We start from the raw sequence: 25,289 nt of genomic DNA, 5'->3' as shown, positions 1-25,289 counted from the left end.
CGATAGAGTCAGTACAGGTTCGGCTCCATCTCCAGCTCGACCCCAAAGCGCTCAAGGATATCCGCCTGGATCCGCCGAGCCAGCCCATGCAACTGCGCCCCGCTCGCCTGGCCGTAGTTCACCAGCACCAGCGACTGCAAACGGTGCACACCGGCATCGCCATCGCGATACCCCTTCCACCCCGCCTGCTCGATCAACCAGCCGGCCGCCAGCTTCACCTGGCCGTCGGCCTGCGGATACGCCACCACACCTGGATGCTCGGCACGAATGCGCTCGGCCAACGCAGCAGGCACCACTGGGTTCTTGAAAAAGCTCCCGGCGTTACCCAGCTCAGCCGGATCTGGCAGCTTTTCCCGACGAATACTGCAGATCGCATCGCTGATCGCCTGCGCGGTCGGCTGCTCGACACCCTGCTCCGCCAGGCGCTGACGCACCGGGCCGTAGTCCAGGTGCGCCTGCAACGACCGGCTCAGCGCAAAGCGCACGCGCAGGATCAGCCAACGCCCCGGATTGCGCTTGAACAGGCTGTCGCGATACCCGAAACCGCACGCCTCCAGCGAGAAGTCACGCAGCTCGCCGGTCTCGCGGTCCAGCGCGGTCAAGCCGGCGAACACATCCTTGATCTCCACGCCATAGGCGCCGACGTTCTGCATCGGCGCAGCGCCGACGGTGCCGGGGATCAGGCTGAGGTTCTCCAGCCCGCACAGCCCCTGGTCGAGGCTCCACTGCACGAACGGATGCCAGGGCTCGCCGGCCTCGGCCTCTACCACCACGCGCTCGCCGTCGTCGCTGAGCAGGCGCCGCCCACGGCTGGCCATATGCAGCACCAGGGCGTCGACATCGCGGGACAGCAGCAGGTTGCTGCCACCACCAATGACCAGCACCGGCACCTGCCGCGCAGCGGCCTGGGCCAGTGCCTGGCGGGCCTCGTCGTCGTCATGGGCCTGGGTGAAATAACGGGCACTGACGTCGATGCCGAAAGTGTTGTAGGGCTTGAGCGATACCCGCTCCTGCCAGTTAGCCGTCATAACCGCCCCTTGATTTCCACGACCAACTCACGGCACGCCGCCTCGATCAGGTCCAGGACCTGCTCGAAACCTTCGGCACCGCCGTAGTAAGGGTCAGGCACTTCGTCCAGGGCCGCGCCATAACGGCGCAGGAACAGGTCGAGCTCGCCCGTGGCGTTGTGCGGGCGCAGGGCCTGCAGGTTGCCGAGGTTGCTCTTGTCCATGGCCAGGACCAAGTCGTACTCGGCGAAATGCGCCGCCTTGACCTGCTGCGCACGCTGGCGCGACAGGTCGTAGCCGCGGGCCAGCGCGGCCTTGCAGGTACGGCTGTCGGGCGCCTTGCCGACATGCCAGTCGCCGGTACCGGCGGAGGCCACGTGCACCACGTCACCGAGGCCGGCGGCCTCGAGCTGATGGCGCAGCACGCCTTCGGCAGTCGGCGAGCGGCAGATATTGCCGAGGCAGACGAACAGAACGCGCATCAGGCCTCCAGCAAGCGCCGTACGCGCTCCAGGTCTTCAGGGGTATCCACGCCCACGGCCGGGGCCTCGATGGCATCGGCAACGTGGATGCGCACGCCGTGCCACAGGGCACGCAGTTGCTCCAGCGACTCGGTCTGCTCCAGCCAGCATGGGCCCCAGGCGACGAAGTCCTGAAGGAAGCCCACGCGGTAGGCGTACATGCCGATATGGCGGCGGTAAGGAACGCCTTCGGGCATGCGCTCACGGTCCTTGGCAAACGCGTCGCGGGCCCATGGCAACGGGGCGCGGCTGAAGGTCAGGGCCAGGCCGTTCTTGTCGCTGACCACCTTCACCGCGTTAGGGTTGAAGATGGTTTCCGGCGTGTGGATCGGCTCGGCCAAAGTGGCGATGCCGGCCTCGGGGTGCGCGGCGAGGTTGGCCGCCACCTGGTCGATGATCACCGGCGGAATCAGCGGCTCGTCACCCTGCACGTTGACCACGATGGCATCGGTGGCCAGGCCCAGCTGGGCAGCCACTTCGGCCAGGCGGTCGGTGCCAGACTCGTGGTCGGCGCGGGTCAGCAGCACTTCGGCGCCGAACGCCTGGCAGGCCTCGACGATGCTGGCATCGTCGGTGGCAATGACCACGCGGCTGGCGCCGCTCTTGCGCGCCTGCTCCCACACATGCTGGACCATCGGCTTGCCGGCGATCGCCAGCAGCGGCTTGCCCGGCAGGCGCGTAGAGCGCAGCCGGGCGGGGATCACCACGGTGAAGTCCAGGCTCATTTGTCCAGGCGCTCGTCGTCGGTCAGGGTGCGCGCCTCGCTTTCCAGCATCACCGGGATGCCATCGCGAATCGGATAGGCCAGGCCCGCGCCCTTGCTGATCAGCTCGGTCTTGTCGGCGCTGAGCTTGAGCGGGCCCTTGGTGATCGGGCAGGCCAGGATATCGAGCAGTTTGGTGTCCATGGGAGCTTCCTTGAAACGGAAATTGAAAAAGGCTCAGGGCCTGGGGCGGCCAGGCAGCAGGCGATCGAGCTCGGCGTCGAACCAGGCGACGAACGCCTGCGAGGGTACGGCGTCGACCGCCAGGTACCACCAGTCGTCGGCAGCGAACGGCCGGCATTTCACCGCATCCTTCTCGGTCATCACCAACGGCAGCGGCGGGCTGAACGACAGCACTTCGCGGCTGTACGGCGCATGGTCGGCAAAGGGGTGCGGCACCGGCTGCCAGTTTAGCCCCAGCAGGGTGTTGAAGAAACGTTGCGGGTTGCCAATGCCGGCCACGGCGTGCAGCGCCTGGCCAGCGGGAAACAGGTCGAGCTCGCGGCGCTCGCCGCTGCGCAGGTTGATCAGCGCCGACGGCTGCAGGCGGAAGGCAAAGCCGTCGTCGCGGTCAGCCTCGGCGCCATTGAACAACACCGCGTCGGCCTCGGCCAGGCGCTCGGCGGGCTCGCGCAACGGGCCGGCCGGCAGGCAGCGACGGTTGCCCAGGCCACGGACGGCGTCGATCAGCACCAACTCCAGGTCGCGGGCCAGGCGGTAATGCTGCATGCCGTCGTCGCACAGGATCAGGTCTGGCGCATCGCTGGCCAGCAGCGCCTGCACGGCGCGGGAGCGGTCGGGGTCGATCAGCAGCGGCACGCCGGTGCGCTGGACGATCAGCAAAGGCTCGTCGCCGGCCTGATCGGCGAGCTGGTCGGCGGCGACACGCCAGGGATACTGCGGCGGCTTGGCGCCGTAGCCACGGCTGACCACGCCGACCTTCAGCCCCTGCCGGCGGCAGTGCTCGATCAGCCAGAGGATCATCGGTGTCTTGCCGGTACCGCCCACGGTGATATTGCCCACCACGATCACGGGCACCGGGGCGCGGTAGCTTGGGCTGATGCCGCTGAGAAAGCGCGCACGCTTGCGCGTCACCACGCGACGATACAGCGCCTCCAGCGGGCGCAGCAGGGCCAGCGCCGGGTGCCCGGCATACCAGGCGGCGAGCAGACGGTCGGCGAAGGCCATCAGGGATTGCCCTGCGCGGCCTCGACGGTGGTCATGCGCAACTTGCTGAAGCCGAGCTTGCCGGCCGCATCCATTGCGGTGATCACAGCCTGGTGCGGGGTCTTGCCATCGGCGCTGATCGCCAGCGGCAGGGTGATGTCACCGCCGGACTCCTTCTCGATGGCTTCGGTCAGGGTGGCCAGGTCGCTCTTGGGCAGCAGGTGGTTGTTCACCGAGTACACGCCATCGGCGCTGATGGTAACTTCGATCAGCTTGCCATCATCAGGCTGCGCGGGCGCGGCACTGCTTGCTTCAGGGAGCTCGACACGCAGCTGGGTCTCGCGGGTGAAGGTGGTGGTGACCACGAAGAACAGCAGCAGCACGAACACCACGTCGATCAACGACGCCAGGTTGATGTCGACGTTCTCGCGCTGGCGATTGCGCCGGAACTTCACGCCTTGCCTCCGGCCACTTCCACTTCGCGGTCGCCCTGCAGCACCTCGACCAGCTTGATCGCCTCCTGCTCCATGCCCACCACCAGCTCATCGATGCGGCGCAGCAGGAAGCGGTGGAAGAACACCGCCGGGATACCGACCATCAGGCCGGCCGCGGTGGTGACCAGGGCCTTGGAAATACCGCCGGCCAGCACCGCGGCGTTGGCGGTCATCTGCGAGCCCATGAAGGCGCTGAAGATGTCGATCATGCCCAGCACGGTGCCCAGCAGGCCCAGCAGCGGGGCCATGGCGGCGATGGTGCCGAGGGTGCCGATGTAGCGCTCCAGCTCGTGGATGACCCGCGAGGCTGCCTCTTCGATGCACTCCTTCATGATCTCGCGACCATGGCGCGAGTTGGCCAGGCCCGCGGCGAGGATCTCGCCCAGCGGCGAATCGGCGCGCAGGGCCTTGAGCTTGTCACTGGTGAGCTGCTTGTCCTTGATCCACATCCATACCTGGCCCAGCAAGTGCGGTGGGCTGACACGGCTGGCGCGCAAGGTCCATAGACGCTCGACGACGATCGCCATGGCAACGATGGAGCTCAGGATGATCGGCAGCATCATCCAGCCACCGGACTTGACCAATTCCCACACAGTAAGCATCCCCTCGGAAAAAGGCCGCCACTCTACCATAGGACCGCCTGGGGCTCATCTGCCGGAGGTCAGGGAATCGCCCACCGCATGGCAACGTGGAAGCGGGCTTGCCCCGCGATAGCGTCATTCGCCTTCGCGCCAGAACCTGCGCTGCGCACGCCCCTCCACCACCGCACCCTGGCGCCCCAGGCGCAACTCCAGCGCGCCCGCCAGCGCCGTATCATGCACCTGCACCCCATGGCGCCGATAGCGCTCGATCACCTGCGCATGCGGATGCCCGAAACCGTTGTTCCTCCCCCGCGAAATCATCACCCCGCGCGGCGCCAGCGCCTTGATGAACGGTTCGGTGGACGACGTGCGGCTGCCATGGTGCGGCGCCTGCAGCCAGTCGATACGCGGATCCTCGCTGGCCGCCAGCCAAGCCCGCTCCGCCGCGGCCTCCATGTCGCCGGCCAGCAGCAGGCGCTCGCCATTGGCCACCACCCGCAGCACGCAGGAACGGTCGTTGCTGGACGTGCCTTGCGGCCAATGCCACAGCTCGAAATCGACCCCATCCCAGCGCCAGCGCTCACCACTCTCGCACAGCGCGGCAGGCGCGAGCCCGGCAACCTCCCCGGCCAGCACCCGCGTCACCGGCAGCCCCCGACGCACCGCCGCCGCCCCGCCGACATGATCGGCGTGACCGTGGCTGACCAGCATCAGGTCGAGGTGCCTGACCCCCAACCTGCGCAAGGTCGGCAGCACCACGCTCTCGCCCAGGTCGCTGTCCCCATGCGCAGGCCCGGCGTCGTACAACAGCGCGTGATGACGGGTACGCAGCAGCACCGCCAGGCCCTGGCCGACATCCAGCTGCCACACCTGCACCTGCCCATGGGGCACCTCCTCGCGCGGCGCCCACAAGGCCAGCAGCATCACCGCGCCCGGCAAACGCAACGGCACGCCCCGAGGCAGCAGCACCAACAGCGCGCCCAGCGCGACCAACAGCCAGGCCCACAGCGGCAACGGTTCGGGCAGCCATGCAGGCAACTGCCCCGCAAGCTGCGCCAGCAGGCGAAACAGCCCCTCCAGCGAAAGCCCCGCCAGCCACAGCAGCCCCTCCCCCACCCCAGCCACCGGCAACGCCGCCGTACCAAGCAAGGCCAGCGGCAACACCGCGAAACTGATCCAGGGCACCGCCAGCAGGTTGGCCAGCGGCGCCGTCAGGCTGACCGGCAGCCCCAGCGCCAGCAGCACCGGCAACAGGCCCACGGCGATTACCCACTGGGCGCGGCTCCAGGCCTGCCAAGGCCGCCAGGCGCCGAGCCGGGCAGAGAAGCACAGCACCAGCACGCCAACCGCGGCAAATGACAGCCAGAAACCCGGCAGCAGACTGGCCAATGGATTGATCAGCAACACCCCCGACAACGCCAACAGCAGCGGCAAGGCTGCCCCCAGGTGCCTGAAGCGCAGGCGCCAGAGCAACACCACCGCCAGCATCAGGCAGGCCCGTTGCACCGGCACGCCGAAGCCGGCCAGCCAGCCGTAGCCCAATGCCGCGGCCATGCCCAGGCCACAAGCCCAGGGCAGCCACGGCCAGCGCGATGGCCAGGCGCCCAGCCGCGCCAGGCCCGCGACCAGGCCGTACACCAGCCCGGCCAACAGCCCGATATGCTGGCCAGAGATCACCAGCAGGTGCACCGTGCCGGTGGCCTGCAGGGTCTGCCAATCCTCGCGTGCCAGCCCGGCGCCGTCGCCCAGCACCAGGGCCGTCAGCGCCGCCTCGCGCCCATGGGCATCCACGTTCATCAACCGCTGGCGCACGGCATCGCGCCAATGCACCGCAGCCTGCCCGACCTGCTCGCCGGCCTTGACCGAGCCAGTGGCGCCGATACCCCGGGCCAACAACAATGCTTCGCGGTCCGGGCCATGGGGGTTGAGCAGCCCATGGGGCTGGCGCAGGTTCACCGCCAGGCGCCAACGCTCACCGGCGCGCAATTCAGGCCCGGCAAACCAGCTAAGTTGCAGGCGCCTGGGCAATTGCGCCCGGCGCGACTCAGCATGCTCCAGCTCGAAACGCACGCCGCGCTCCGTGCGAGTCGGCAGCCCCACCACCCGCCCCTCCAACCACAGTGTGCGGCCATCCAGCGCCGGGGCCAGTCGATCATCCAGCGCCTGCTGCGCCGACCAGCAGGCCCAACAGCCACCCAGCACGAACCAGCCCAGCGGCCAGATCCGCGTGCGCAGACAGGCCAAGGCCAGCAACAGCAACGAAATCAGCCACCCGACCGGCGGCAAAACGGGCAAAAAGCGCAGGCTCAACAGCCCGAGCACCAGGGCCAGCATCCCTGCGCGCATGAGATAGAGCTCCAGAAGCGATCACGACCCCTGAGGCTTAGCCGATTGGCGGGGAAAACCTGCTAATCAATTGTCACAAACTCTGAACGAGGCTGCGTTTCAATCAGGGCATACTGACGCCCTTCAACCCTGCCGGGAGCCCACATGCCGCGCCGTCTGTTCAAACGCTACATGCCGGACCCGACCAGCATCCGCGAACATAAATCCTTACGCTTCTTCGGCAAGCTGCTACACGACCCCAACCTCTGGCACCTGAATCGCCATTCGGTGGCGCGGGCCATGGGCGTCGGCCTGTTCGCCGCGCTCATTCCCATCCCCATGCAAATGCTGCTGGCCGCCGCGCTGGCCATTCCCGTGCGCGGCAACCTGCCGATCGCGGTGAGCCTGGTGTGGCTGACCAACCCGCTGACCATGCCGCCGGTGTTCTTCGTCACCTACATGACCGGTGCCTGGCTGCTGCAGGTGCCGCCACGCACGCTGCCCGAGTCGATCACCGTCGACTGGGTCACCGAGCAGCTGGCGACGATCTGGCAACCGTTCCTGCTCGGCTCGGTGGTGTGCGGGGTGGTGCTGGGCGTGCTCGCCTACTTCACCACCATGGGCTACTGGCGCTGGTGGGTGGGCCGGCAGTGGCGCAGGCGCCAGTGTCGCTGCGCTGCCAACCCCAACCAGGGCTCAGGCGCGCATGCCGCGGCCGCTGACCAACAGGCGCACGCACAGCACGTAGAGCACCGCGGTGGCCACCAGCATGAAGCTGATCGCCGTGCCAATACTGATATCCGACACCCCTAGGATGCCGTAGCGGAACGAATTGACCATGTGCAGCACCGGGTTTGCCAGCGATACGGTCTGCCAGAACGGCGGCAGCAGGTTGATCGAGTAGAACACCCCGCCCAGGTAGGTCAGCGGTGTCAGCACGAAGGTCGGGATGATCGAGATATCGTCGAAGTTGCGGGCGAACACCGCGTTGACGAAGCCCAGCAGCGAGAAGATGGTCGCGGTCAGCAACACTACGACGACGGTCACCCCTAGGTGATGCACCTGCAAATGGGTAAAGAACAGCGACAGGAAGGTCACGATCACCCCCACCGCCAAGCCGCGCAACACGCCACCCAACACATAGCCGACCAGGATGGTGTGCGGCGACACCGGCGACACCATCAGCTCCTCGATGGAGCGCTGGAACTTGCTGCCGAAGAAGCTCGATACCACGTTGCCGTAAGAGTTGGTGATCACCGACATCATGATCAGCCCAGGCACGATGTACTCCATGTAGGTGAAGCCACCCATGTCGTCGATCTGCCGGCCGATCAGGTTACCGAAGATCACGAAGTACAGGACCATGGTGATCGCCGGCGGCAGCAGGGTCTGCGGCCAGATACGCAGGAAGCGCCGCACTTCGCGGTAGACGATGGTGTTCAGGGCGACCCAGTTGGTGCGCAGTTCCACACTCATACGGCCACCTTCGACAGGTTCTTTTCCACCAGGGACACGAACAGCTCCTCGAGTCGGTTGGTCTTGTTGCGCAGGCTCTGCACCTCGATGTTCTGCAGCGCCAGCTGGCCGAACAGCGCGGTGATGCCAATGTCCTTGTCCACCTGCACCTCCAGCGTGTGCGGGGTGATCAGCCGGCACGGGTAGCCCTGCAGCTCGGGCGCGGCGGGCAGGTCGTGGCGCAGGTCAAGGACGAAGGTCTCGACATGCAGCTTGCCCAGCAGCTGGCGCATGCTGGTGTTCTCGACGATGGTGCCGTGGTCGATGATGCCGATGTTGCGGCACAGTTGCTCGGCCTCTTCGAGGTAGTGGGTGGTGAGGATGATGGTGATGCCTTTCTGGTTGAGCTCGGTGAGGAAGCTCCACATCGAACGGCGCAGCTCGATGTCCACCCCCGCAGTCGGTTCGTCGAGGATCAGCAGGCGTGGCTCGTGGATCAGCGCCCGGGCGATCATCAGCCGGCGCTTCATGCCGCCGGACAGCGAGCGCGAAGGCACGTCGCGCTTGTCCCACAGGCCCAGCTGCGTGAGGTACTGCTCGGCCCGCTCCTTGGCCACCTTGGGCGGGATGCCGTAGTAGCCGGCCTGGGTAACGACGATATCGAAGGTCTTCTCGAACTGGTTGAAGTTGAACTCCTGGGGCACCACGCCCAGGCAGCGCTTGAGCGCCGCGGGCGAGCGGTCCAGGTCGTTGCCGAACACGTTGACCGTGCCGCTGGTCTTGTTCACCAGGGTCGAGAGAATGCCGATGGTGGTGGACTTGCCGGCGCCGTTGGGGCCGAGCAAGGCGAAGAAGTCGCCTTCGGCAACATCCAGGTCGATGCCCTTGAGGGCCTGGAAGCCGTTGCCGTAGGTCTTGGTCAGCTGTCGAATGGACAGGGCGGAACTCATGGCGGGTCAGGTACCGATGAAAAAGGTTCGGGACACGCCAGGCAAAGACACTGGCGCAGTGAGTGCGGCCATGGTGCAAGGCCCGGCCGCACAAGTACAGTCACATGTATCGATAGTGATTATCGAAGTGGCGTCACGTCAGGGCGGTCATCACCGCCGCCTGGTAGGCCGGGCGTTGCTTGAGGCGCTCGTACCAGGCTTCGAGGTGATACATGGCCGGGCGTTCAATCGGCATTTCGAACCAGGCGTAGATGAAGCTGCCCAGGGGGATGTCGCCCATGCCGATCTGCTCGCCGGAAAGGTACGGCTGCTTGGCCAGGGTCTCGTCGGCGATGGCCAGCAACTGGGCGCACTGCTTGTGCGCGGCGTTGATCGCCACCCAGTCGCGCTGGTCCTCGGGGGTGCGCAGCAGGCCCCAGAACAGCGGGCGGAACGGGCCGGCGAAGGACGAGGTGGTCCAGTCCATCCACTTGTCCGCCAGGGCGCGCCGGCGCGGGTCGTCCAGGTACCAGCCCTGCTCTGCACCGTACTCGGCGCACAGGTAGCGCACGATGGTGTTGGACTCCCACAGCACCAGATCGCCGTCTTCGAGCATGGGCACCAGGCCGTTGGGGTTCAGGGCCCGGTAGTGCGGTTCGTTGACCACGCCGAAGGCGCCGCCGGCATCGATGGACTCAAAGTCCAGGCCCAGCTCGTGGGCGATCCACAACGCCTTGCGCACATTGCTCGAATTCTTGCGGCCCCAGATCTTCAGCATGGCAACGTCCTTATGAATGCGGGAGGTGGGACAGTCTACTCCAAGCGGTGAGCGGTGCCAGCGGCCCCCGCGTTCTGTCAGATATTTCCGAACCTGAAACAAAATGCTTCAGCCAGCAAAGCTTGGGAACTATCCTACGCGCTTGCCGGAAGCCGCCGCGTTGTCGGGGAAATACCCCAGGGATAACTTCACCGGGTCGCCACATTTGGTGACCGGGCGTGAGAAACCCGACTACATATGACAACCAGCGGCTTCGTCATGGTGGCCGTGTGCGGGCAGACTTCGGTCTGACCGGGTTTGTCCTATGTCCCGGTTTTCTCACCTCGTACACGGCCGCCACCCTGACCTCGTGAGAAAGGACCTGAATGGCGGTTTCATTGACCGCATAGGACTCTCTACCATGAAAAAAATCGTCCCAGACCCACCCCGCCTCGCCCCCTTCATCAGCATCCGCCCCACCCTCACCCGCGAAGAAGCCATGTCCGCCGCCGTCGAAGTGGCCACCGCCATTTCCGACGTCCTCGATATCTACTTCAAGACCAAGCCCGGCGAAACCCAGGACCGCCTGTTCACCGCCAGCGACTACCTCGGCCAGCTCGCCTGCGCCCTGCTCGAGCACAAGCCACAGGTGCAGCCATGAGCCGCGGCCATACCGCAGGCCGCACCACCTGCCTGGACCTGTTCAAGATCGAGCCGGGCGTTGCCTTCGAGGATGCCTTCAGCGAGCTGTCGGTGCTGCTCGGCTGCATTCGCCACCTGACCTGCGAAGCGGAAATGGAGGGCGACCTGCTGGCCGGCAGCTCGGCGCGCATCCTCAGCGCCATGGCCAAGGCGCTGATCGACGACATGGAACTGGGGTTGAATCGCGCCAGATAATCTGATGACCGCATCGCGGGGCAGGCCCGCGCCCACGCCCACATTGCATATCTGGCGTGGGAGCGGGCTTGCCCCGCGATGACTGCATGACATTCCCCACCGAACTCCCAGCGCCCCGCCCTGTCATTTCCTAGGCAGGCCATCCACCCCAGCGCGTCTAAGCTCTTTGGGTTGGCCTAACGCTCGCTTCCAAGGAGGAAGAATCATGTTGCTGTTGTGGTTGCTGGTCCTGGTGCTTGGCGCCGCGTATCTCCTGCACCGGCGCCTGGCGCCCCTGCAGATCCTCGCGGCCATCGCCGCCTATACCCTGCTGATGGGCATCTTCAGCACCGCGCCAGGCTGGCTGCTGGCGCTGATCTGGGTGGTGATCGCCGTCAAGGCGGCCTTCTTCGCCCTGCCGGAGCTGCGCCGTAAACTGTTCACCGCACCGATGTTCAGCTGGTTCCAGCGCGTCCTGCCGCCGATGTCGCCCACCGAGCGCGAAGCCATCGATGCCGGCACCGTGTGGTGGGACGGCCACCTGTTCAGCGGCCGCCCCGACTGGGACACCCTGCTCGACTACCCCGCGCCCAAGCTCAGCGAGGAAGAACAGGCCTTCATCGACGGCCCCACTGAGCAACTGTGCGCCATGGTCAGCGACTGGCAGATCGGCCAGGACCTCGACCTGCCGCCGCAGGCCTGGGACTTCATCAAGCAGCACGGCTTCTTCGCCCTGATCATCCCCAAGGAATACGGCGGCAAAGGCTTCTCGGCCTATGCCCACTCGCAGGTGGCGATGAAACTGGCCACCCGCAGCGGCGACCTGGCCTCCACGGTGATGGTGCCCAACTCCCTGGGCCCGGCCGAGCTGCTGCTGCACTACGGCACCGAGGCGCAACGCAACCACTACCTGCCGCGCCTGGCCCGCGGCGACGACATCCCCTGCTTCGCCCTCACAGGCCCCCTGGCCGGCTCCGACGCCGGCGCCATGCCCGATACCGGCGTCATCTGCAAAGGCCAGTGGCAAGGCGAGGAAGTCATCGGCCTGCGCCTGAACTGGGAGAAGCGCTACATCACCCTTGGCCCGGTAGCCACCCTGCTGGGCCTGGCTTTCAAGGCCTACGACCCCGAGCACCTGCTGGGTGAGCAGGCCGAGCTGGGCATCAGCCTGGCGCTGATCCCCACCGACCTGCCGGGCGTGGAGATCGGCCAGCGCCACCTGCCCCTGGGCGCGGCGTTCATGAACGGGCCCAACAGCGGCAAGGATGTGTTCGTGCCGCTGGACTGCCTCATCGGCGGCCAGGAAATGCTCGGCAAGGGCTGGATGATGCTGATGAACTGCCTGTCGGTGGGCCGCTCCATCTCCCTGCCCGCGGTCGGCACCGGCGCGGCCAAGTACACCAGCCTGGTCACCGGCCAGTACGCCCGCGTGCGCGAACAGTTCAACGTGCCGCTGGCCGCCTTCGAGGGCATCCAGGAGTCGCTGGCGCGCATCGGTGGCAACGCCTGGCTGATGGACAGCGCCCGCCTGCTCACCGCCCAGGCCGTGGACCTGGGCGAAAAACCCTCGGTGTTGTCGGCAATCCTCAAGTACCACCTCACAGAGCGCGGCCGCGAATGCATCCAGCACGCCATGGACGTGCACGGCGGCAAGGGCATCATCATGGGCCCGAACAACTACCTGGGCCGCAACTGGCAAGGCGCGCCGATCTTCATCACCGTCGAGGGCGCCAACATTCTCTCGCGCAACCTGATGATCTTTGGCCAGGGCGCCATCCGCTGCCACCCGTTCGTGCTCAGGGAAATGGCCCTGGCGGGGCGCGAGGACCATGACCAGGCGCTCAAAGAGTTCGACGACCTGCTGATGCAGCACATCCTGTTCGCCGCCGGCAACGCCGCCAGCACCCTGGTGCTGGGTCTGGGCCTGGGGCATTTCGAGAAGGTCCCGGGCGATGCCCTGAGCCAGGGCTATTTCCGCGCCCTCAACCGCCAGGCGGCGGCCTTCGCTTTGCTGGCCGACCTGTCGATGATGCTGCTTGGCGGTGCGCTCAAGCGCCGCGAGCGCCTGAGCGCCCGACTGGGCGATGTACTCAGCTACCTGTACCTGTCCAGCGCCGCGCTCAAGCGCTACCACGACCTGGGCTCGCCCGAGCACCTGCGCCCGTTGTTGCGCTGGGCAATGGAGGAAAACCTGGGCCAGGCGGAAAAGGCGCTCGCCGCGCTGCTCGACAACTTCCCCAACCGCTTCATCGGCTGCGCCCTGCGCGTGCTGGTGTTCCCATTTGGCCGCAGGCATAGCGGTCCGAGCGATGAGCTGGATGCCGAGGTGGCCGCCTTGATCGGCCGGCGCAAAGGCGACCCGGCGCTCGAAGCAGTGCTGGAGGGCTGCTTCAGGCCTCAAGCCGAAGGCGACCCGGTGGCCGCGCTACAGACGGCCTGCGACCTGCTGGACGATGTGGCCCCGCTGCACAAGGCGCTGCATCAGGCGGTCAAGGAAGGCAAGGTGCAGGCGGCAGCCGGGCAATCGGTGATCGACGCCGCCATCGAAGCAGGTGTGCTGCAGGGAGAGGAAGGCCAGCGCCTGAATCAAGCCGAGCAGGCACGCCGGGTGGTGATCGATGTGGATGCGTTCGACAAGGCGCAACTGGAGCCTGTGACAGGCAAGATTCGCTGATAGGACGACGGGGCCGCTGTGCGGCCCTTTCGCCGGCTTGCCGGCGATAAGGCCGGTACCAGCAACACAAGTGCCCTGACGATCAACGCCGGGTGCCTCCCTCGCCCAACCGGCGTATACTCCGCCCCCCGTTTCAACCACCGAGGAGCGCCGCCATGGCCAACCCCCACCTGGAATACCACCTGCAACTGCTCCACCACCTGCGCACCATCCTGGCCGCGCTGGGTGAAGCCGAACAGGTTCCGGAGGAAAGCCACGCCCTGTTCCTCGAGCGCTTCGACGAACTGCTCACCCTGCTGCCGCAGGACCCGCTGCAAAGCCAGTACCTGGGCCAGGACCTGATCTGCCAGGTGATCCAGCGCTATCCGCAGATCGCCCACCTGGTGCCGCGTGATTTGTTGTGGTTCTTTGGTGGCGATTGCCTGCACTTCATGCCGGATGAAGAGCTGGAGCTTTACCAGACGCTAGAAGAGCGCCGGTACGAAGCAGAGCACAGCGGTGAAGCGTTTGATTGGCATCAAGAAAAGCAACTGCTAGCCAAACCTGCTCAGGGTGATATTCACTGATCTGGTATAGATGCATCCCGGCCTGATCTGGGCCGGGAACCCCAATCGCCATAGCAGGGCAAGTGAACTCACTCTGACAAATCACGATCTAGCAAGTCAGGGGAAATACTAGCCTTGCCCCCAAAAAAATGATGCGCCGAAGAAAATAAGAACTCGGCTTCCAGTCGAAGTCGCTGTACCTGCGAAGGGGGGTGCTGCCCTTTACTTTCTTCATAACGCCTCCACGCATCGACCGCCCGTTTACATATCTCCAGCTGGACTTCCAAATCCGTCTTTCCGATCGTCACGGTCATTGCTCCTTCCTTGTTCAAGGGAGAATGGAATCAGGTGCGCCCAACATTCCCCCCTGACAGAGTAAACTGATGGAGCGAGTCCGAACGAACATCGGGCTCGTAACGAGTAGCATCATGCCGTTGTACGCCTCCAGACGACATTAGCCAACTAGTAAAATTGATAGGCATGCCGAGCCAGCTCGCCCCAAAAACCAACCATACGAGCAAAAAAAAACGCCACTTCAAACGAAGTGGCGTTTTCAATTTGGAGCGGGAAACGAGACTCGAACTCGCGACCCCGACCTTGGCAAGGTCGTGCTCTACCAACTGAGCTATTCCCGCAGGGTGAAGCTTTACCGCATGTGGCGTGAAGCGCCTTGAAGACCTTCACCACCTGCACCGTCGGAACGATGCATTGAAACTGGAGCGGGAAACGAGACTCGAACTCGCGACCCCGACCTTGGCAAGGTCGTGCTCTACCAACTGAGCTATTCCCGCAAATATGGCGTCCCCTAGGGGACTCGAACCCCTGTTACCGCCGTGAAAGGGCGGTGTCCTAGGCCACTAGACGAAGGGGACTAAGCCGACGCTTTTCAGCGCACCAGGACATGAACCTCACGATTCAGCCTGGATTTTCTTTTCCTGCCCTGCCGAAGCAGTGCAGGAGAAACTGGAGCGGGAAACGAGACTCGAACTCGCGACCCCGACCTTGGCAAGGTCGTGCTCTACCAACTGAGCTATTCCCGCAATGTGGCGTCCCCTAGGGGACTCGAACCCCTGTTACCGCCGTGAAAGGGCGGTGTCCTAGGCCACTAGACGAAGGGGACACGCTGCTCGCATTACCTATTAAAGTACTGCTTGCTTTCACTCCCTGCCGCGTTTCGCTGTGTGCTTTACGCTGCAAGTGGCGCGCATTCTATGGATGCCTCGCAGGGTCGTCAACCCCTTTGTAGAAATTTATTTAAATCAATGACTTCCCGTCGTCATGGGCAGTGATGCAGGATGTGTCCGGGGATGGGCGTTGCTTTTCTGACGCCGGCTCGGCAAGCTCGTAGCGATGTGCCAGCATCTGTAGGTTTTGGATTACGGGCCGATACATATAGGCAAGGCTTGAGGGCCTGATCGCGGGGCAAGCCGGCTCCCATGAATCCGCCACAGATTCAATGGAGCGCAGGCTGTTCCGCCGGGCTGCACTGTTCGCTTTCGGGCGGACTCACTACACTCTCGATAGATGCAAAACTTCTTCATGAGGCGTTAACGGTGACACCACTTCTGATCACCCTGCTTATCGTTGCAGGTATCGCGCTGCTGATCGTGATCGGCTACCTGAACAATGTGGTCGAGAACGGCAAGCTCGAGCGTGCACGGCTCAAGGTCGAGCTGGCCGACCGCCTGCGCCGTTGCGGCGAAATCACCGAGACCTTCCCCGGGCAATTCATGACGCCCGCGCTCAAACTGCTGCTGACCCGCCTCGAACTGAACCTCAACCAGCGCCAGCTGGCCCTGGACAAGCACAGTGGCGACCTCAAGGCGCGCATCGCCGAGCTGGAAGGGCTGATCGCCCAAGGCGAGAGGATACCGGTCAGTAACCCGCCCTCGCCCATCCAGACCGAGGTAAAGGCCAAGGACGTGCGCTTTTTGCTGGAACTGCTGCACAACCAGATCGTGCGTGCCACTCAGGAAGGCTTCCTGGCGACCAACGAAGGCAAGTATTGGGTCAAGGAGATCCGCCATATCCTGGTGCTGCTGCATATCGAGTTCTTCAACAACCTCGGCCAGCAGGCCCTGCAGCAGAACCAGCCGGGCCAGGCACGCCTGGCCTTCGAGCGCGGCGTGCAGTACCTGCGCAAGCAGCCGGAGCCCAAGCAGTATGAAGAGCAGCTGACCTACATGGAGAAATTGCTGAACCGGGCCAACGCCCAGGTGCTGGACCAGATGGAGCCGGCAGAGAACGACCAGAACGCGCTGACCCAGGGGCTCAAAACCGATGAGGACGAGACCTGGAAGAAGAAGGTGATCTACGACTGACAGTACCGGCCCTGTCGCGGGCAAGCCCGTTTCCACGCCGTAACAAGAACAAGGGGCCTTCGCAGGCCCCTTGTTCATTTCAGCAGTCGGTCAACTCGAGGAACACCTCGACCAGGCGCTCCAGCCCCGCCTGGTCAGCCGCGCTGAAGCGCGCCAGCTTCGGGCTGTCCAGGTCAAGCACGCCGATCAGCCTGCCCGCCTTGACCAGCGGAATCACCAGCTCGCTGTTCGAGGCACTGTCGCAGGCGATATGCCCGGGGAAGGCATGCACGTCCTCCACTCGCTGGGTGCTGCGGGTGGCTGCCGCGGCGCCGCATACACCCCGGCTGAACGGAATGCGCACGCAGGCTACCTGGCCCTGGAACGGGCCGAGCACCAGCTCTTCGTTGCGGTTGATATAGAAGCCCGCCCAATTCAGGTCGTCCATCTGGTTGTACAAAAAGGCCGAGAACTGCGCGGCGTTGGCGATGAAGTCGCGCTCGTCGGCGAACAGCGCCTGCACTTGCGCGGCCAGCAGGTCGTAGCCGTCGAGGCCTTGGCCACTGGCGTTGAGGTCGATCATTTATTTCTGCTCCAGCAATTGCAGCCCGACCCAGTAGCGGGCGAACTGATAGGCACAACGGCCATTACGGTTACCGCGGCCGGTGGCCCAGCGCACGGCGAGGATGTCGAGCGCTTCGCTGCGCTGCCACTGCAGCCCGGCCGGGCGCGCCAGCTGGCCGATCCAGTGCTCGACCACGTTGAGGAAATGCTCCTGGCTGAACGGGTAGAACGACAGCCACAGGCCGAAGCGGTCGGACAGGGCGATCTTGTCCTCCACCGCTTCGTTGGGGTGCAGCTCGCCGTCGACCATCTTCCAGTTTTCGTTGTCGCTCTGCTTCTCCGGCACCAGGTGGCGGCGGTTGGAGGTGGCGTACAGCAGCACGTTGTCCGGGGCCTGCTCCAGCGAGCCGTCGAGCACGCTCTTGAGTACCCGGTAGTCGCCCTCCCCGGCCTCGAACGAGAGGTCGTCGCAGAACAGGATGAAACGCTGCTTGAGCTTGTGCAGTTGCTCGACCACCCGCGGCAGGTCGGCCAGGTGGTCGCGCTCGATCTCGATCAGGCGCAGGCCCTGGCCTGCGTGCTCGGCCAACAGCGCGCGCACCAGCGACGACTTGCCAGTGCCGCGCGAGCCCCACAGCAGGGCGTGGTTGGCCGGCAGGCCGTTGATGAACTGATGAGTGTTGCGGCCCAACTGCTCGCGCTGCTGGTCGACGCCAATCAGGTCGGACAGGCGGATATCGAGGCTGACCTCCAGCGGCATCAGGTAGCCGCTGCGGCCATCGCGCTGCCAGCGGGCGGCGAGGGTGCGGGTCCAGTCGATGTCCGGGCGCGGGGCCGGCAGCAGGGGTTCGAGGCGAGCGAGGACTGATTCGGCGCGGTCGAGAAAAGCGGTAAGGCGGGCGTCCATGGCAACTCCTATTGATTTCAGTTTTTGGGGCGCGCAGCGGCCCTTAATCGACGCTCAACTGAAATGAACAGACAGACCCGCCAGCAGCCAGGGCTGATCGGCTATGCTTGCGCAGCGCACGGAGCAAGTAACCGGCTTGGGACCCATGGATATCAAGTTCACCAATCGCCTGTCATACAAGCAAGCCCGGTTGACAGTCCTGGTCGGCTTCATCCTGGGAACATTGCTCAGTCTCATCCAGATCGGCATCGATTATGCCAGCGAAGACGCGTCCATCAACCGTGAAATTCAGGCGCTGCTGAAGATCAGCCACGACACGGCCTCGCGCATCGCTTACAACATCGACACCGAGCTTGCCCAGGAGCTGACCGGCGGGCTGTTGAAATCCCCGGCGCTGATCCGTGCGCGGTTGATCGACAACAACGACACGGTGCTGGCCGACGTGCGGCGGCCGCGCATGGAAAGCCGCTACCGGCCGTTGTCGGACTTCCTGTTCGGCGAGCAGCGGGTGTTTCAGGACCGGCTGTTCCTCGCCCATATGCCCGAGGAATACCTCGGCACCCTGTATCTGGACGTCGACACCTACGCCTTCGGCGGGCGCTTCCTCGACCGCGCCGGGGTCACCTTGGTCAACGGCTTCGCCCGCAGCCTGGTGCTCACCGGTATTCTCCTGGCGCTGTTCTACCTGATGCTGACCAAACCGCTGGTGACGGTAATCGGCGCGCTCAGCGGCAACGATGCGCGCACGCCCAGGCAGAACCGCGTGGACTGCCCCAAGGGCCACGAGAACGACGAGATCGGCGTGCTGGTACGGGTCGCCAACCAGCAGTTCGTCAGCATGGCCACCGAGATCCAGCAGCGGCGCACCGCCGAGAACCGCCTGACCCAGTACCTCAACGAGCTGGAAGATATCGTCTCGGCCCGTACCAACGAGCTCAAGGCCAGCAACAGCCGCCTGAGCCTGTCCAACCAGGAGCTGGACGAAGCGCGCCAGCGTGCCCTGGACATGGCCCAGGCCCGCGCCGCCTTCCTGGCCAACATGAGTCACGAGATCCGCACGCCGCTCAACGGCATGCTGGGCATGATCGCGCTGGCGCTGGACAGCGGCCTGGCCGCCGAGCAGCGCCAGCAACTGTCGATTGCCCACGACTCAGGCAAGGTGCTGGTGGAGCTGCTCAACGATATCCTCGACCTGTCGAAGTTCGACGCCGGCCAGCTGGAGCTCGAGCGCATCCCGTTCGACCTCGGTGCGATGGTCGAGGACACCGCCAACCTGCTGTCGCAGAATGCCGCGCCCAGTGTCGAACTTACCTGCCTGATCGCTCCGGACTTTCCCAGCACGGTGCTGGGCGACCCGACGCGAGTACGGCAAATCGTCAGCAACCTGTTGTCCAACGCGCTCAAGTTCACCCGCTTCGGGCGTGTCGATGTGCGCCTGAGCAGCATCGTCGGCGGCGTGCGCCTGGAAGTCAGCGACACCGGCATCGGCATCCCCGAGGAGGCCCAGGCACGGATCTTCCAGCCGTTTACCCAGGCCGGCGCGGGTATCACCCGCCAATACGGCGGCACCGGGCTGGGCCTGGCCCTGACCCGCAACCTGTGCAAGGCCATGCAGGGACATCTGCATATTCATTCCGAGACCGGTTTCGGCAGCCGTTTCAGCGCCGACCTGCCACTACCGGCGCACACCGAGGCTATCCCGCCAGCGGCAATAAGCGGACGCGTGGTGGCCCTGGGCAACCCCGGCAGCGGCCTGGCCGAGCTGCTGCAAGGGCTGCTGCCGCGTTGGGGGCTGGATTACACGCGCCATGAAGACGCCAGCGCACTGGCTGGCCTGCCGGTCGACCTGCTGATCACCGACGACCTGGAACACGTGCTCGACCTGCGCCCGGCCATCGCGGCGCCGATCCTGCTGGTGACCGCCTACGGCAACTTCCTGCCTGCCGAACAGGCCGAGCAACTGCAACCCTTGCAGCAGCTGGCCCGGCCCCTGGCGCGCAATGCCCTGTACCAGACGCTGCGCCGCACCCTGCATGGGGAACCCAACGCGCCGCTGCCCCACGAAGTGCCGGCAATGCGGGAGCTCAGGGCACGCATCCTGCTGGTGGAGGACAACCCAGTGAACCAGCTGGTCGCCAAGGGCATGCTGGGTAAACTCGGCTGCCAGGTGCAGGTGGCAGCCCATGGTCAGGAGGCTCTGGACTGCCTTGAACGAGATACCTTCGACCTGGTGCTGATGGACTGCAACATGCCGGTGATGGACGGCTACGAGGCCAGCCGACGCATCCGCCAGAGCAGCCGCTGGCCAGAGCTGCCAATCGTCGCACTGACCGCCAACGCCATGCCCGAGGAGCGCGAACGCTGCCGCGCCGCGGGCATGAACGACTACCTGGCCAAGCCGTTCCGGCGCGAGGAACTGCTGGCGCTTATCGAGCACTGGGTGCCGGTCAGCGGTTGAGCAGCGGCTCTATCGCCGTTTTCAGCGCCTCGGGCTTGGTGGTCGGGGCAAAGCGGGTGACCTTGCCGCTGCGCGGGTCGACGAGGAACTTGGTGAAGTTCCACTTGATCTTCTGCGAGCCCAGCAGGCCCGGGGCGCGGCGCTTGAGCTCGGCGAACAGCGGGTGGGCGCCGGGGCCGTTGACTTCGATCTTGCGAAACAGCGGGAAGCTCACGCCGAAGTTGAGCTCGCAGAACTGCGCGATCTCCCGGGCGTCGCCCGGCTCTTGCTTGCCGAACTGGTTGCAGGGGAAGCCCAGCACCACCAGGCCCTGGTCGCGGTAGTCCCGCCACAGGCGCTCAAGGCCCTTGTACTGCGGGGTGAAACCGCACTGGCTGGCGGTGTTGACCACCAGCAGCGCCTTGCCGGCGAAGTCGCCCAGCACTTTCTGTTCGCCACCGAGGGTGACGCAGGGGATGTCCAGCAGCGCATCGGCCATGTTCGCTCTCCGTCAATCGCGTGGCTTGAGGTCCAGGCACACCGAGTTGATGCAGTAGCGTAGCCCGGTCGGCGGCGGGCCGTCGGGAAATACATGGCCCAGGTGGGCGTCGCACTGGGCGCAGGTGACTTCGGTGCGGATCATGCCGTGGGAGGTGTCGCGGATCTCGATCATCGCGGCCTCCTCGATCGGCGCGTAGAAGCTCGGCCAGCCGCAGCCGGAATCGAACTTGGTCTTGGCGTCGAACAGCGGCAGGTCACAGCAGATGCAGTGGTAGACGCCGTCGCGGCGCTCGCTGTTGTACTTGCCGCTGAACGGCCGCTCGGTGCCTTTCAGGCGGCACACCTGGTACTGGGCCGGATCGAGCATGGCGCGCCATTCGTCCAGGGTTTTGTCGATCTTTTGCATGGTGGGACCTCGGCAGGCTGAATTTCACCTCGCACCGGCTTTTCCCTGGCGCGGGTGGCACGTATATTAGTTGGCTTCGTGTGCAAGGCAGTCAGTCTGGCACCCGGTTCCCGCCCTTTCAAACCTTTCGAAAGCAGGCGGCGCGTATTCTCACTCGGGATCTCATCATGCAGTTCAGCAAATCGAACAAGCTCGCCAATGTCTGCTACGACATTCGCGGCCCAGTGCTCAAGCACGCCAAACGCCTGGAAGAGGAAGGCCATCGCATCCTCAAGCTGAACATCGGCAACCCGGCGCCGTTTGGTTTCGAGGCGCCGGACGAGATCCTCCAGGACGTCATCCGCAACCTGCCCACCGCCCAGGGCTACAGCGACTCCAAGGGCCTGTTCAGCGCGCGCAAGGCGGTGATGCAGTACTGCCAGCAAAAGGAAATCGAAGGCGTCACCATCGAGGACATCTACCTCGGCAACGGCGTGTCCGAGCTGATCGTCATGTCCATGCAGGCGCTGCTCAACAACGGCGACGAAGTGCTGATCCCGGCGCCCGACTACCCGCTGTGGACCGCCGCGGTGAGCCTGGCCGGCGGCAAGCCGGTGCACTACCTGTGCGACGAGCAGGCCGACTGGTTCCCGGACCTTGACGACATCAAGGCCAAGATCACCCCGAACACCAAGGCATTGGTGATCATCAACCCGAACAACCCGACCGGCGCGGTGTACTCCAAGGAGCTGCTGCTGGGCATGCTGGAGCTGGCGCGCCAGCACAACCTGGTGGTGTTCTCCGACGAGATCTACGACAAGATCCTCTACGACGAGGCCGTGCACATCAGCACCGCGTCGCTGGCCCCGGACCTGCTGTGCCTGACCTTCAACGGCCTGTCCAAGTCGTACCGGGTGGCGGGCTTCCGCTCCGGCTGGCTGATCATCTCCGGGCCCAAGCACCACGCCACGAGCTACATCGAAGGCATCGACATGCTGGCCAACATGCGCCTGTGCGCCAACGTGCCGGCCCAGCACGCCATCCAGACCGCCCTGGGCGGCTACCAGAGCATCAACGACCTGGTGCTACCACCGGGCCGCCTGCTGGAGCAGCGCAACCGCACCTACGAGCTGCTCAACGACATCCCCGGGGTCAGTTGCGTCAAGCCGATGGGCGCGCTGTACGCCTTCCCACGCATCGATCCGAAGGTCTGCCCGATCCTCAACGACGAGAAATTCGCCCTCGACCTGCTGCTGTCGGAGAAGCTGCTGATCGTCCAGGGCACGGCGTTCAACTGGCCGTGGCCGGACCACTTCCGCGTGGTGACCTTGCCGCGGGTGGACGACCTGGAACAGGCGATCGGGCGTATCGGCAACTTCCTGCGTACCTATTCGCAGTAAGCCATATCGCCATCGCGAGGCAAGTCGCATCGGTACGCCGATGCGACTTGCCTCGCGATGCTTTTGCCTTACATCCTGCAACGCTCTACCCCACAGCCCTCACGCCATCCTCTGCCATACTCCTCGCGTACACAGTTTGAAATAGTCGCCCGGTTGAATAGCAGCGCCCTCCCCCTTATATACCCCGCAGTACGCAACAAACTCATCCGTCAGGAGAACGTAACAACCATGATGCGCATTCTGTTGTTTGTAGCCACCAACCTCGCGGTGGTGCTGGTTGCAAGCATTACCCTGAGCCTGTTCGGCTTCAACGGGTTCATGGCCGCCAACGGGGTTGACCTCAACCTCGGCCAGCTGCTGGTCTTCTGCGCCGTGTTCGGTTTTGCTGGCTCGCTCGTCTCGCTGTTCATCTCCAAGTGGATGGCGAAGATGACCACCGGCACCCAGATCATCACCCAGCCCCGCACCCGTCACGAGCAGTGGCTGTTGCAGACCGTCGAGGAGCTGTCCCGCGAGGCCGGCATCAAGATGCCCGAGGTAGGCATCTTCCCAGCCTACGAGGCCAACGCCTTCGCCACCGGCTGGAACCGCAACGACGCGCTGGTGGCGGTGTCCCAGGGCCTGCTGGAGCGCTTCTCGCCCGATGAAGTGCGCGCGGTGCTGGCCCACGAGATCGGTCATGTGGCCAACGGCGACATGGTCACCATGGCGCTGGTGCAGGGCGTGGTGAACACCTTCGTGATGTTCTTCGCCCGCATCATCGGCAACTTCGTCGACCGGGTGATCTTCAAGAACGAAGAAGGCCACGGTATCGCCTACTTCATCGCGACCATCGTAGCCGAGCTGGTGCTGGGCATCCTCGCCAGCATCATCGTCATGTGGTACTCGCGCCGCCGCGAGTTCCGCGCCGACGAAGCCGGCGCCCACCTGGCCGGCACCGGCGCGATGATCGGCGCGCTGCAGCGCCTGCGCTCCGAGCAGGGCCTGCCGGTGCACATGCCCGACACGATGAAGGCCTTCGGCATCAACGGCGGCCTCAAGCATGGCCTGGCCGGCCTGCTGATGAGCCACCCGCCGCTGGAAGACCGCATCGACGCCCTGCGCCGTCGCGGCTGATCCAGGCAGCAACAAGAAAGGGCGACTTCGGTCGCCCTTTTTCATTGCCCCGCGATAGCTTCAACGCCGAACGCTGTAGACTCGCTCAACCAAACTTTCGACACCAGCTTTGAGAAACTTCGGACTCTCGTCGAGAATCTCGCCCGCCTCGACCTCATCGACCCGCCACCCGGCAAACCCCGCCCGCACCTCGGCGTCCGGCACCGAGAACGGCGGCCCGTCGATCACGGCCTGGTCGTAGTCGAGGGTCACCAGCAGGCCGCGGCAGGCCGCTGGCAACTGCTCGCCCAACAATGCCATGTAGCGCTCGCGCATCGGCTCAGGCAAGGCGATCAACGCCGCCCGGTCGTACACCCCCGCGCAATCAGCCAGATCCTCGGCACGCAGGGCGAACACATCGCCGCACCACAGCTCCACCTCGTCGCTGCGCCACACTTCGAAGCCCCCGTGCCGCGTCACCTGCGCCAACAGCCCGTGCTCGGCGAAGAAATCCTCCACCGCCCGCCGCGACAGCTCCACACCCAGCACCCGATACCCTTGCGCGGCCAGCCAGAGCATGTCCAGGCTCTTGCCACACAGCGGCACCAGCACCCGTGCGCCCGGGGCCAGCCCCAACGCCGGCCAGTGCGCCTGCAGGTACGGGTTCACCTGAGCCTGGTGAAAGCCGATCTGGTTGTCCGCCCACCGCTTGTGCCAGAACGCTGGCTCCATGATCCCTCCCGGTTTTTCGATAAAAGCCTGTGAAAACTTATATTGGATCTCGATCGAAGGCTGATCGAAGATGGCAGCATCTTACCTGCCAGGACCCCGTCATGCTGCCCAGCCTGTTCATTTCCCATGGCTCACCCATGCTCGCCCTGCAACCCGGCGCCAGCGGCCCGGCCCTGACCGCATTGGCCCGCGCCCTTCCCCGCCCGAAGGCGGTCGTGGTGGTGTCGGCGCACTGGGAGAGCCGCGAGCTGTTGGTGATGGGCAACGCCCAGCCGCCGACCTGGCATGACTTCCATGGTTTTCCGCCAGCGCTGTATGCAGTGCAGTACCCGGCGCCCGGCGAACCGGCGCTGGCCAAGCGGCTGTCCGAACTTCTCGGGGCCCGGCTGGATGCGCAGCGGCCCTTCGACCATGGTGCCTGGGTGCCGCTGTCGCTGATGTATCCCGAGGCAGATATTCCGGTGGTTCAGGTGTCGCTGCCCAGCCAGGCCGGTCCTGATCTGCAACTGAAGGTTGGCCAGGCGCTGTCGGCACTGCGTGAGGAAGGCATCCTGCTGATCGGCTCGGGCAGCATCACCCATAACCTGGGTGAACTGGACTGGCACGCCGGGCCGGATGCGGTCGAGCCCTGGGCGCTGGCGTTTCGTGATTGGGTGGTGGAGCAGCTGAAGGCGGGAGACGAGGCGGCGCTTGTGGACTATCGGCGCCAGGCACCGTTTGCAGTGCGCAATCATCCCAGTGACGAGCACCTGCTGCCGCTGTTCTTCGCCATGGGCGCTGGCGAGCGGTTTGGCATCGTTCACCAGGGATTCACGCTGGGGGCGCTGGGGATGGATATCTATCGGTTCGACTGACGCTCCCATGCACATGGTTA

Annotated in this window: 27 protein-coding genes and 5 tRNA genes; 10 read left to right on the top strand and 22 right to left on the bottom strand. The window is 65.0% G+C overall.

What is annotated here, in order from left to right:
• Positions 1–8: 8 nt before the first annotated feature.
• From murB to OH705_RS15870, 8 genes are all read right to left on the bottom strand, one after another.
• Entirely contained in the window at positions 9–1,028 is a 1,020-nt protein-coding gene (gene murB / locus OH705_RS15905) for a UDP-N-acetylmuramate dehydrogenase (RefSeq protein WP_267302512.1), read from the bottom strand.
• On the bottom strand, positions 1,025–1,489 hold the full coding sequence (locus tag OH705_RS15900) for a low molecular weight protein-tyrosine-phosphatase (RefSeq protein ID WP_038705674.1): 465 nt from the start codon (positions 1,487–1,489) through the stop codon (positions 1,025–1,027). Before OH705_RS15900 ends, murB begins: the two co-directional genes overlap by 4 nt.
• Positions 1,489–2,253 (bottom strand): 3-deoxy-manno-octulosonate cytidylyltransferase, encoded by a 765-nt coding sequence (gene kdsB / locus OH705_RS15895; protein ID WP_267302511.1) that lies wholly within the window; start codon positions 2,251–2,253, stop codon positions 1,489–1,491. The genes OH705_RS15900 and kdsB overlap by 1 nt, the downstream gene beginning before the upstream one ends.
• Positions 2,250–2,435: a Trm112 family protein gene (locus OH705_RS15890; RefSeq protein WP_003247142.1), complete on the bottom strand. Its 186-nt coding sequence runs from the start codon at positions 2,433–2,435 to the stop codon at positions 2,250–2,252. The genes kdsB and OH705_RS15890 overlap by 4 nt, the downstream gene beginning before the upstream one ends.
• Positions 2,436–2,468: 33 nt before the next feature.
• Positions 2,469–3,479, bottom strand: coding sequence for a tetraacyldisaccharide 4'-kinase (gene lpxK / locus OH705_RS15885; protein ID WP_038705672.1), 1,011 nt, complete (start codon positions 3,477–3,479; stop codon positions 2,469–2,471).
• Positions 3,479–3,913, bottom strand: a complete 435-nt coding sequence (locus OH705_RS15880) for an ExbD/TolR family protein (RefSeq protein WP_023632003.1) — start codon at positions 3,911–3,913, stop codon at positions 3,479–3,481. The genes lpxK and OH705_RS15880 overlap by 1 nt, the downstream gene beginning before the upstream one ends.
• On the bottom strand, positions 3,910–4,545 hold the full coding sequence (locus OH705_RS15875; protein WP_031315993.1) for a MotA/TolQ/ExbB proton channel family protein: 636 nt from the start codon (positions 4,543–4,545) through the stop codon (positions 3,910–3,912). Before OH705_RS15875 ends, OH705_RS15880 begins: the two co-directional genes overlap by 4 nt.
• A gap of 123 nt (positions 4,546–4,668) precedes the next feature.
• A complete protein-coding gene (locus tag OH705_RS15870; RefSeq protein WP_267302510.1) occupies positions 4,669–6,879 on the bottom strand; it encodes a DNA internalization-related competence protein ComEC/Rec2 in 2,211 nt (736 codons plus the stop codon).
• A 144-nt stretch (positions 6,880–7,023) separates the two neighbouring features.
• Here OH705_RS15870 and OH705_RS15865 point away from each other — a divergent pair, with 144 nt between their 5' ends.
• Positions 7,024–7,671 (top strand): DUF2062 domain-containing protein, encoded by a 648-nt coding sequence (locus OH705_RS15865; RefSeq protein WP_158659543.1) that lies wholly within the window; start codon positions 7,024–7,026, stop codon positions 7,669–7,671.
• Here the strand turns inward: OH705_RS15865 and OH705_RS15860 are convergent.
• The 3 genes from OH705_RS15860 to OH705_RS15850 form a co-directional block, all read right to left on the bottom strand.
• On the bottom strand, positions 7,555–8,334 hold the full coding sequence (locus OH705_RS15860) for an ABC transporter permease (RefSeq protein WP_267302509.1): 780 nt from the start codon (positions 8,332–8,334) through the stop codon (positions 7,555–7,557). The genes OH705_RS15865 and OH705_RS15860 overlap by 117 nt on opposite strands.
• Entirely contained in the window at positions 8,331–9,263 is a 933-nt protein-coding gene (locus OH705_RS15855) for an ABC transporter ATP-binding protein (RefSeq protein ID WP_104444245.1), read from the bottom strand. Before OH705_RS15855 ends, OH705_RS15860 begins: the two co-directional genes overlap by 4 nt.
• Before the next feature lie 133 nt (positions 9,264–9,396).
• The gene (locus OH705_RS15850) at positions 9,397–10,020 is read right to left on the bottom strand and encodes a glutathione S-transferase (RefSeq protein ID WP_104444246.1); all 624 of its coding nucleotides are present in this window, start codon (positions 10,018–10,020) and stop codon (positions 9,397–9,399) included.
• A 400-nt stretch (positions 10,021–10,420) separates the two neighbouring features.
• On the opposite strand from OH705_RS15850, the gene OH705_RS15845 reads away from it, so the two are divergent.
• From OH705_RS15845 to OH705_RS15830, 4 genes are all read left to right on the top strand, one after another.
• Entirely contained in the window at positions 10,421–10,660 is a 240-nt protein-coding gene (locus OH705_RS15845) for a hypothetical protein (RefSeq protein WP_023631456.1), read from the top strand.
• Positions 10,657–10,896: a DUF3077 domain-containing protein gene (locus OH705_RS15840; protein WP_267302508.1), complete on the top strand. Its 240-nt coding sequence runs from the start codon at positions 10,657–10,659 to the stop codon at positions 10,894–10,896. Before OH705_RS15845 ends, OH705_RS15840 begins: the two co-directional genes overlap by 4 nt.
• A 205-nt stretch (positions 10,897–11,101) precedes the next feature.
• Entirely contained in the window at positions 11,102–13,549 is a 2,448-nt protein-coding gene (locus tag OH705_RS15835; protein WP_267302507.1) for an acyl-CoA dehydrogenase, read from the top strand.
• A 155-nt stretch (positions 13,550–13,704) separates the two neighbouring features.
• Positions 13,705–14,115 (top strand): PA2817 family protein, encoded by a 411-nt coding sequence (locus OH705_RS15830; protein WP_267302506.1) that lies wholly within the window; start codon positions 13,705–13,707, stop codon positions 14,113–14,115.
• A 68-nt stretch (positions 14,116–14,183) separates the two neighbouring features.
• Here the strand turns inward: OH705_RS15830 and OH705_RS15825 are convergent, their stop codons facing one another.
• From OH705_RS15825 to OH705_RS15800, 6 genes are all read right to left on the bottom strand, one after another.
• Complete coding sequence (locus OH705_RS15825; RefSeq protein WP_023630022.1) at positions 14,184–14,408, bottom strand: hypothetical protein; 225 nt, start codon at positions 14,406–14,408, stop codon at positions 14,184–14,186.
• 245 nt (positions 14,409–14,653) lie between these two features.
• Positions 14,654–14,729, bottom strand: a tRNA-Gly gene (locus tag OH705_RS15820).
• 80 nt (positions 14,730–14,809) lie between these two features.
• A tRNA-Gly gene (locus tag OH705_RS15815) sits at positions 14,810–14,885 on the bottom strand.
• Positions 14,886–14,890: 5 nt separating this feature from the next.
• Positions 14,891–14,966: transfer RNA gene (locus OH705_RS15810), tRNA-Glu, on the bottom strand.
• 92 nt (positions 14,967–15,058) lie between these two features.
• Positions 15,059–15,134, bottom strand: a tRNA-Gly gene (locus tag OH705_RS15805).
• 4 nt (positions 15,135–15,138) lie between these two features.
• Positions 15,139–15,214: transfer RNA gene (locus OH705_RS15800), tRNA-Glu, on the bottom strand.
• A gap of 433 nt (positions 15,215–15,647) precedes the next feature.
• On the opposite strand from OH705_RS15800, the gene OH705_RS15795 reads away from it, so the two are divergent.
• On the top strand, positions 15,648–16,415 hold the full coding sequence (locus OH705_RS15795; RefSeq protein WP_023628839.1) for a hypothetical protein: 768 nt from the start codon (positions 15,648–15,650) through the stop codon (positions 16,413–16,415).
• A gap of 79 nt (positions 16,416–16,494) precedes the next feature.
• Here OH705_RS15795 and OH705_RS15790 read toward each other — a convergent pair whose 3' ends face one another.
• Entirely contained in the window at positions 16,495–16,977 is a 483-nt protein-coding gene (locus OH705_RS15790; protein ID WP_023628840.1) for a GAF domain-containing protein, read from the bottom strand.
• On the bottom strand, positions 16,978–17,865 hold the full coding sequence (locus tag OH705_RS15785) for an ATP-binding protein (RefSeq protein ID WP_267302505.1): 888 nt from the start codon (positions 17,863–17,865) through the stop codon (positions 16,978–16,980).
• Positions 17,866–17,968: 103 nt separating this feature from the next.
• Here OH705_RS15785 and OH705_RS15780 point away from each other — a divergent pair, with 103 nt between their 5' ends.
• Complete coding sequence (locus tag OH705_RS15780) at positions 17,969–20,323, top strand: response regulator (RefSeq protein ID WP_038705668.1); 2,355 nt, start codon at positions 17,969–17,971, stop codon at positions 20,321–20,323.
• On the opposite strand, the gene OH705_RS15775 is transcribed toward OH705_RS15780, so the two are convergent.
• A complete protein-coding gene (locus OH705_RS15775; RefSeq protein WP_267302504.1) occupies positions 20,313–20,801 on the bottom strand; it encodes a glutathione peroxidase in 489 nt (162 codons plus the stop codon). The genes OH705_RS15780 and OH705_RS15775 overlap by 11 nt on opposite strands.
• Before the next feature lie 12 nt (positions 20,802–20,813).
• Positions 20,814–21,209: a peptide-methionine (R)-S-oxide reductase MsrB gene (msrB, locus tag OH705_RS15770; protein WP_023631702.1), complete on the bottom strand. Its 396-nt coding sequence runs from the start codon at positions 21,207–21,209 to the stop codon at positions 20,814–20,816.
• A gap of 167 nt (positions 21,210–21,376) precedes the next feature.
• Between msrB and OH705_RS15765 the strand changes: the two genes are divergently transcribed.
• Positions 21,377–22,588, top strand: a complete 1,212-nt coding sequence (locus OH705_RS15765; protein ID WP_038705667.1) for a pyridoxal phosphate-dependent aminotransferase — start codon at positions 21,377–21,379, stop codon at positions 22,586–22,588.
• A gap of 228 nt (positions 22,589–22,816) precedes the next feature.
• Positions 22,817–23,704 carry a protease HtpX gene (gene htpX / locus OH705_RS15760; protein ID WP_038705666.1) on the top strand — a complete coding sequence of 296 codons (888 nt, stop codon included), beginning with the start codon at positions 22,817–22,819 and terminating at the stop codon, positions 23,702–23,704.
• Between the two features lie 60 nt (positions 23,705–23,764).
• Here the strand turns inward: htpX and OH705_RS15755 are convergent, their stop codons facing one another.
• Entirely contained in the window at positions 23,765–24,415 is a 651-nt protein-coding gene (locus tag OH705_RS15755; protein ID WP_038705665.1) for a thiopurine S-methyltransferase, read from the bottom strand.
• 101 nt (positions 24,416–24,516) lie between these two features.
• On the opposite strand from OH705_RS15755, the gene OH705_RS15750 reads away from it, so the two are divergent.
• Positions 24,517–25,269 (top strand): DODA-type extradiol aromatic ring-opening family dioxygenase, encoded by a 753-nt coding sequence (locus OH705_RS15750; protein ID WP_267302503.1) that lies wholly within the window; start codon positions 24,517–24,519, stop codon positions 25,267–25,269.
• The last annotated feature ends 20 nt before the right edge of the window (positions 25,270–25,289 follow it).

The sequence above is a fragment of the Pseudomonas sp. BJa3 genome, assembly GCF_026343815.1.
GTDB classification, from domain to species: Bacteria; Pseudomonadota; Gammaproteobacteria; order Pseudomonadales; family Pseudomonadaceae; genus Aquipseudomonas; species Aquipseudomonas soli.
This window is presented reverse-complemented; position numbering and strand designations above follow the sequence as displayed.

Excerpts from the sequence above, each read along its gene's own strand:
- murB (WP_267302512.1), bottom strand. The coding sequence starts at position 1,028 with ATGACGGCTAACTGGCAGGAGCGGGTATCGCTCAAGCCCTACAACACT.
- OH705_RS15900 (WP_038705674.1), bottom strand. The coding sequence starts at position 1,489 with ATGCGCGTTCTGTTCGTCTGCCTCGGCAATATCTGCCGCTCGCCGACT.
- kdsB (WP_267302511.1), bottom strand. The coding sequence starts at position 2,253 with ATGAGCCTGGACTTCACCGTGGTGATCCCCGCCCGGCTGCGCTCTACG.
- OH705_RS15890 (WP_003247142.1), bottom strand. The coding sequence starts at position 2,435 with ATGGACACCAAACTGCTCGATATCCTGGCCTGCCCGATCACCAAGGGC.
- lpxK (WP_038705672.1), bottom strand. The coding sequence starts at position 3,479 with ATGGCCTTCGCCGACCGTCTGCTCGCCGCCTGGTATGCCGGGCACCCG.
- OH705_RS15870 (WP_267302510.1), bottom strand. The coding sequence starts at position 6,879 with ATGCGCGCAGGGATGCTGGCCCTGGTGCTCGGGCTGTTGAGCCTGCGC.
- OH705_RS15865 (WP_158659543.1), top strand. The coding sequence starts at position 7,024 with ATGCCGCGCCGTCTGTTCAAACGCTACATGCCGGACCCGACCAGCATC.
- OH705_RS15860 (WP_267302509.1), bottom strand. The coding sequence starts at position 8,334 with ATGAGTGTGGAACTGCGCACCAACTGGGTCGCCCTGAACACCATCGTC.
- OH705_RS15855 (WP_104444245.1), bottom strand. The coding sequence starts at position 9,263 with ATGAGTTCCGCCCTGTCCATTCGACAGCTGACCAAGACCTACGGCAAC.
- OH705_RS15850 (WP_104444246.1), bottom strand. The coding sequence starts at position 10,020 with ATGCTGAAGATCTGGGGCCGCAAGAATTCGAGCAATGTGCGCAAGGCG.
- OH705_RS15845 (WP_023631456.1), top strand. The coding sequence starts at position 10,421 with ATGAAAAAAATCGTCCCAGACCCACCCCGCCTCGCCCCCTTCATCAGC.
- OH705_RS15840 (WP_267302508.1), top strand. The coding sequence starts at position 10,657 with ATGAGCCGCGGCCATACCGCAGGCCGCACCACCTGCCTGGACCTGTTC.
- OH705_RS15835 (WP_267302507.1), top strand. The coding sequence starts at position 11,102 with ATGTTGCTGTTGTGGTTGCTGGTCCTGGTGCTTGGCGCCGCGTATCTC.
- OH705_RS15830 (WP_267302506.1), top strand. The coding sequence starts at position 13,705 with ATGGCCAACCCCCACCTGGAATACCACCTGCAACTGCTCCACCACCTG.
- OH705_RS15825 (WP_023630022.1), bottom strand. The coding sequence starts at position 14,408 with ATGACCGTGACGATCGGAAAGACGGATTTGGAAGTCCAGCTGGAGATA.
- OH705_RS15790 (WP_023628840.1), bottom strand. The coding sequence starts at position 16,977 with ATGATCGACCTCAACGCCAGTGGCCAAGGCCTCGACGGCTACGACCTG.
- OH705_RS15785 (WP_267302505.1), bottom strand. The coding sequence starts at position 17,865 with ATGGACGCCCGCCTTACCGCTTTTCTCGACCGCGCCGAATCAGTCCTC.
- OH705_RS15780 (WP_038705668.1), top strand. The coding sequence starts at position 17,969 with ATGCTTGCGCAGCGCACGGAGCAAGTAACCGGCTTGGGACCCATGGAT.
- OH705_RS15775 (WP_267302504.1), bottom strand. The coding sequence starts at position 20,801 with ATGGCCGATGCGCTGCTGGACATCCCCTGCGTCACCCTCGGTGGCGAA.
- msrB (WP_023631702.1), bottom strand. The coding sequence starts at position 21,209 with ATGCAAAAGATCGACAAAACCCTGGACGAATGGCGCGCCATGCTCGAT.
- OH705_RS15765 (WP_038705667.1), top strand. The coding sequence starts at position 21,377 with ATGCAGTTCAGCAAATCGAACAAGCTCGCCAATGTCTGCTACGACATT.
- htpX (WP_038705666.1), top strand. The coding sequence starts at position 22,817 with ATGATGCGCATTCTGTTGTTTGTAGCCACCAACCTCGCGGTGGTGCTG.
- OH705_RS15755 (WP_038705665.1), bottom strand. The coding sequence starts at position 24,415 with ATGGAGCCAGCGTTCTGGCACAAGCGGTGGGCGGACAACCAGATCGGC.
- OH705_RS15750 (WP_267302503.1), top strand. The coding sequence starts at position 24,517 with ATGCTGCCCAGCCTGTTCATTTCCCATGGCTCACCCATGCTCGCCCTG.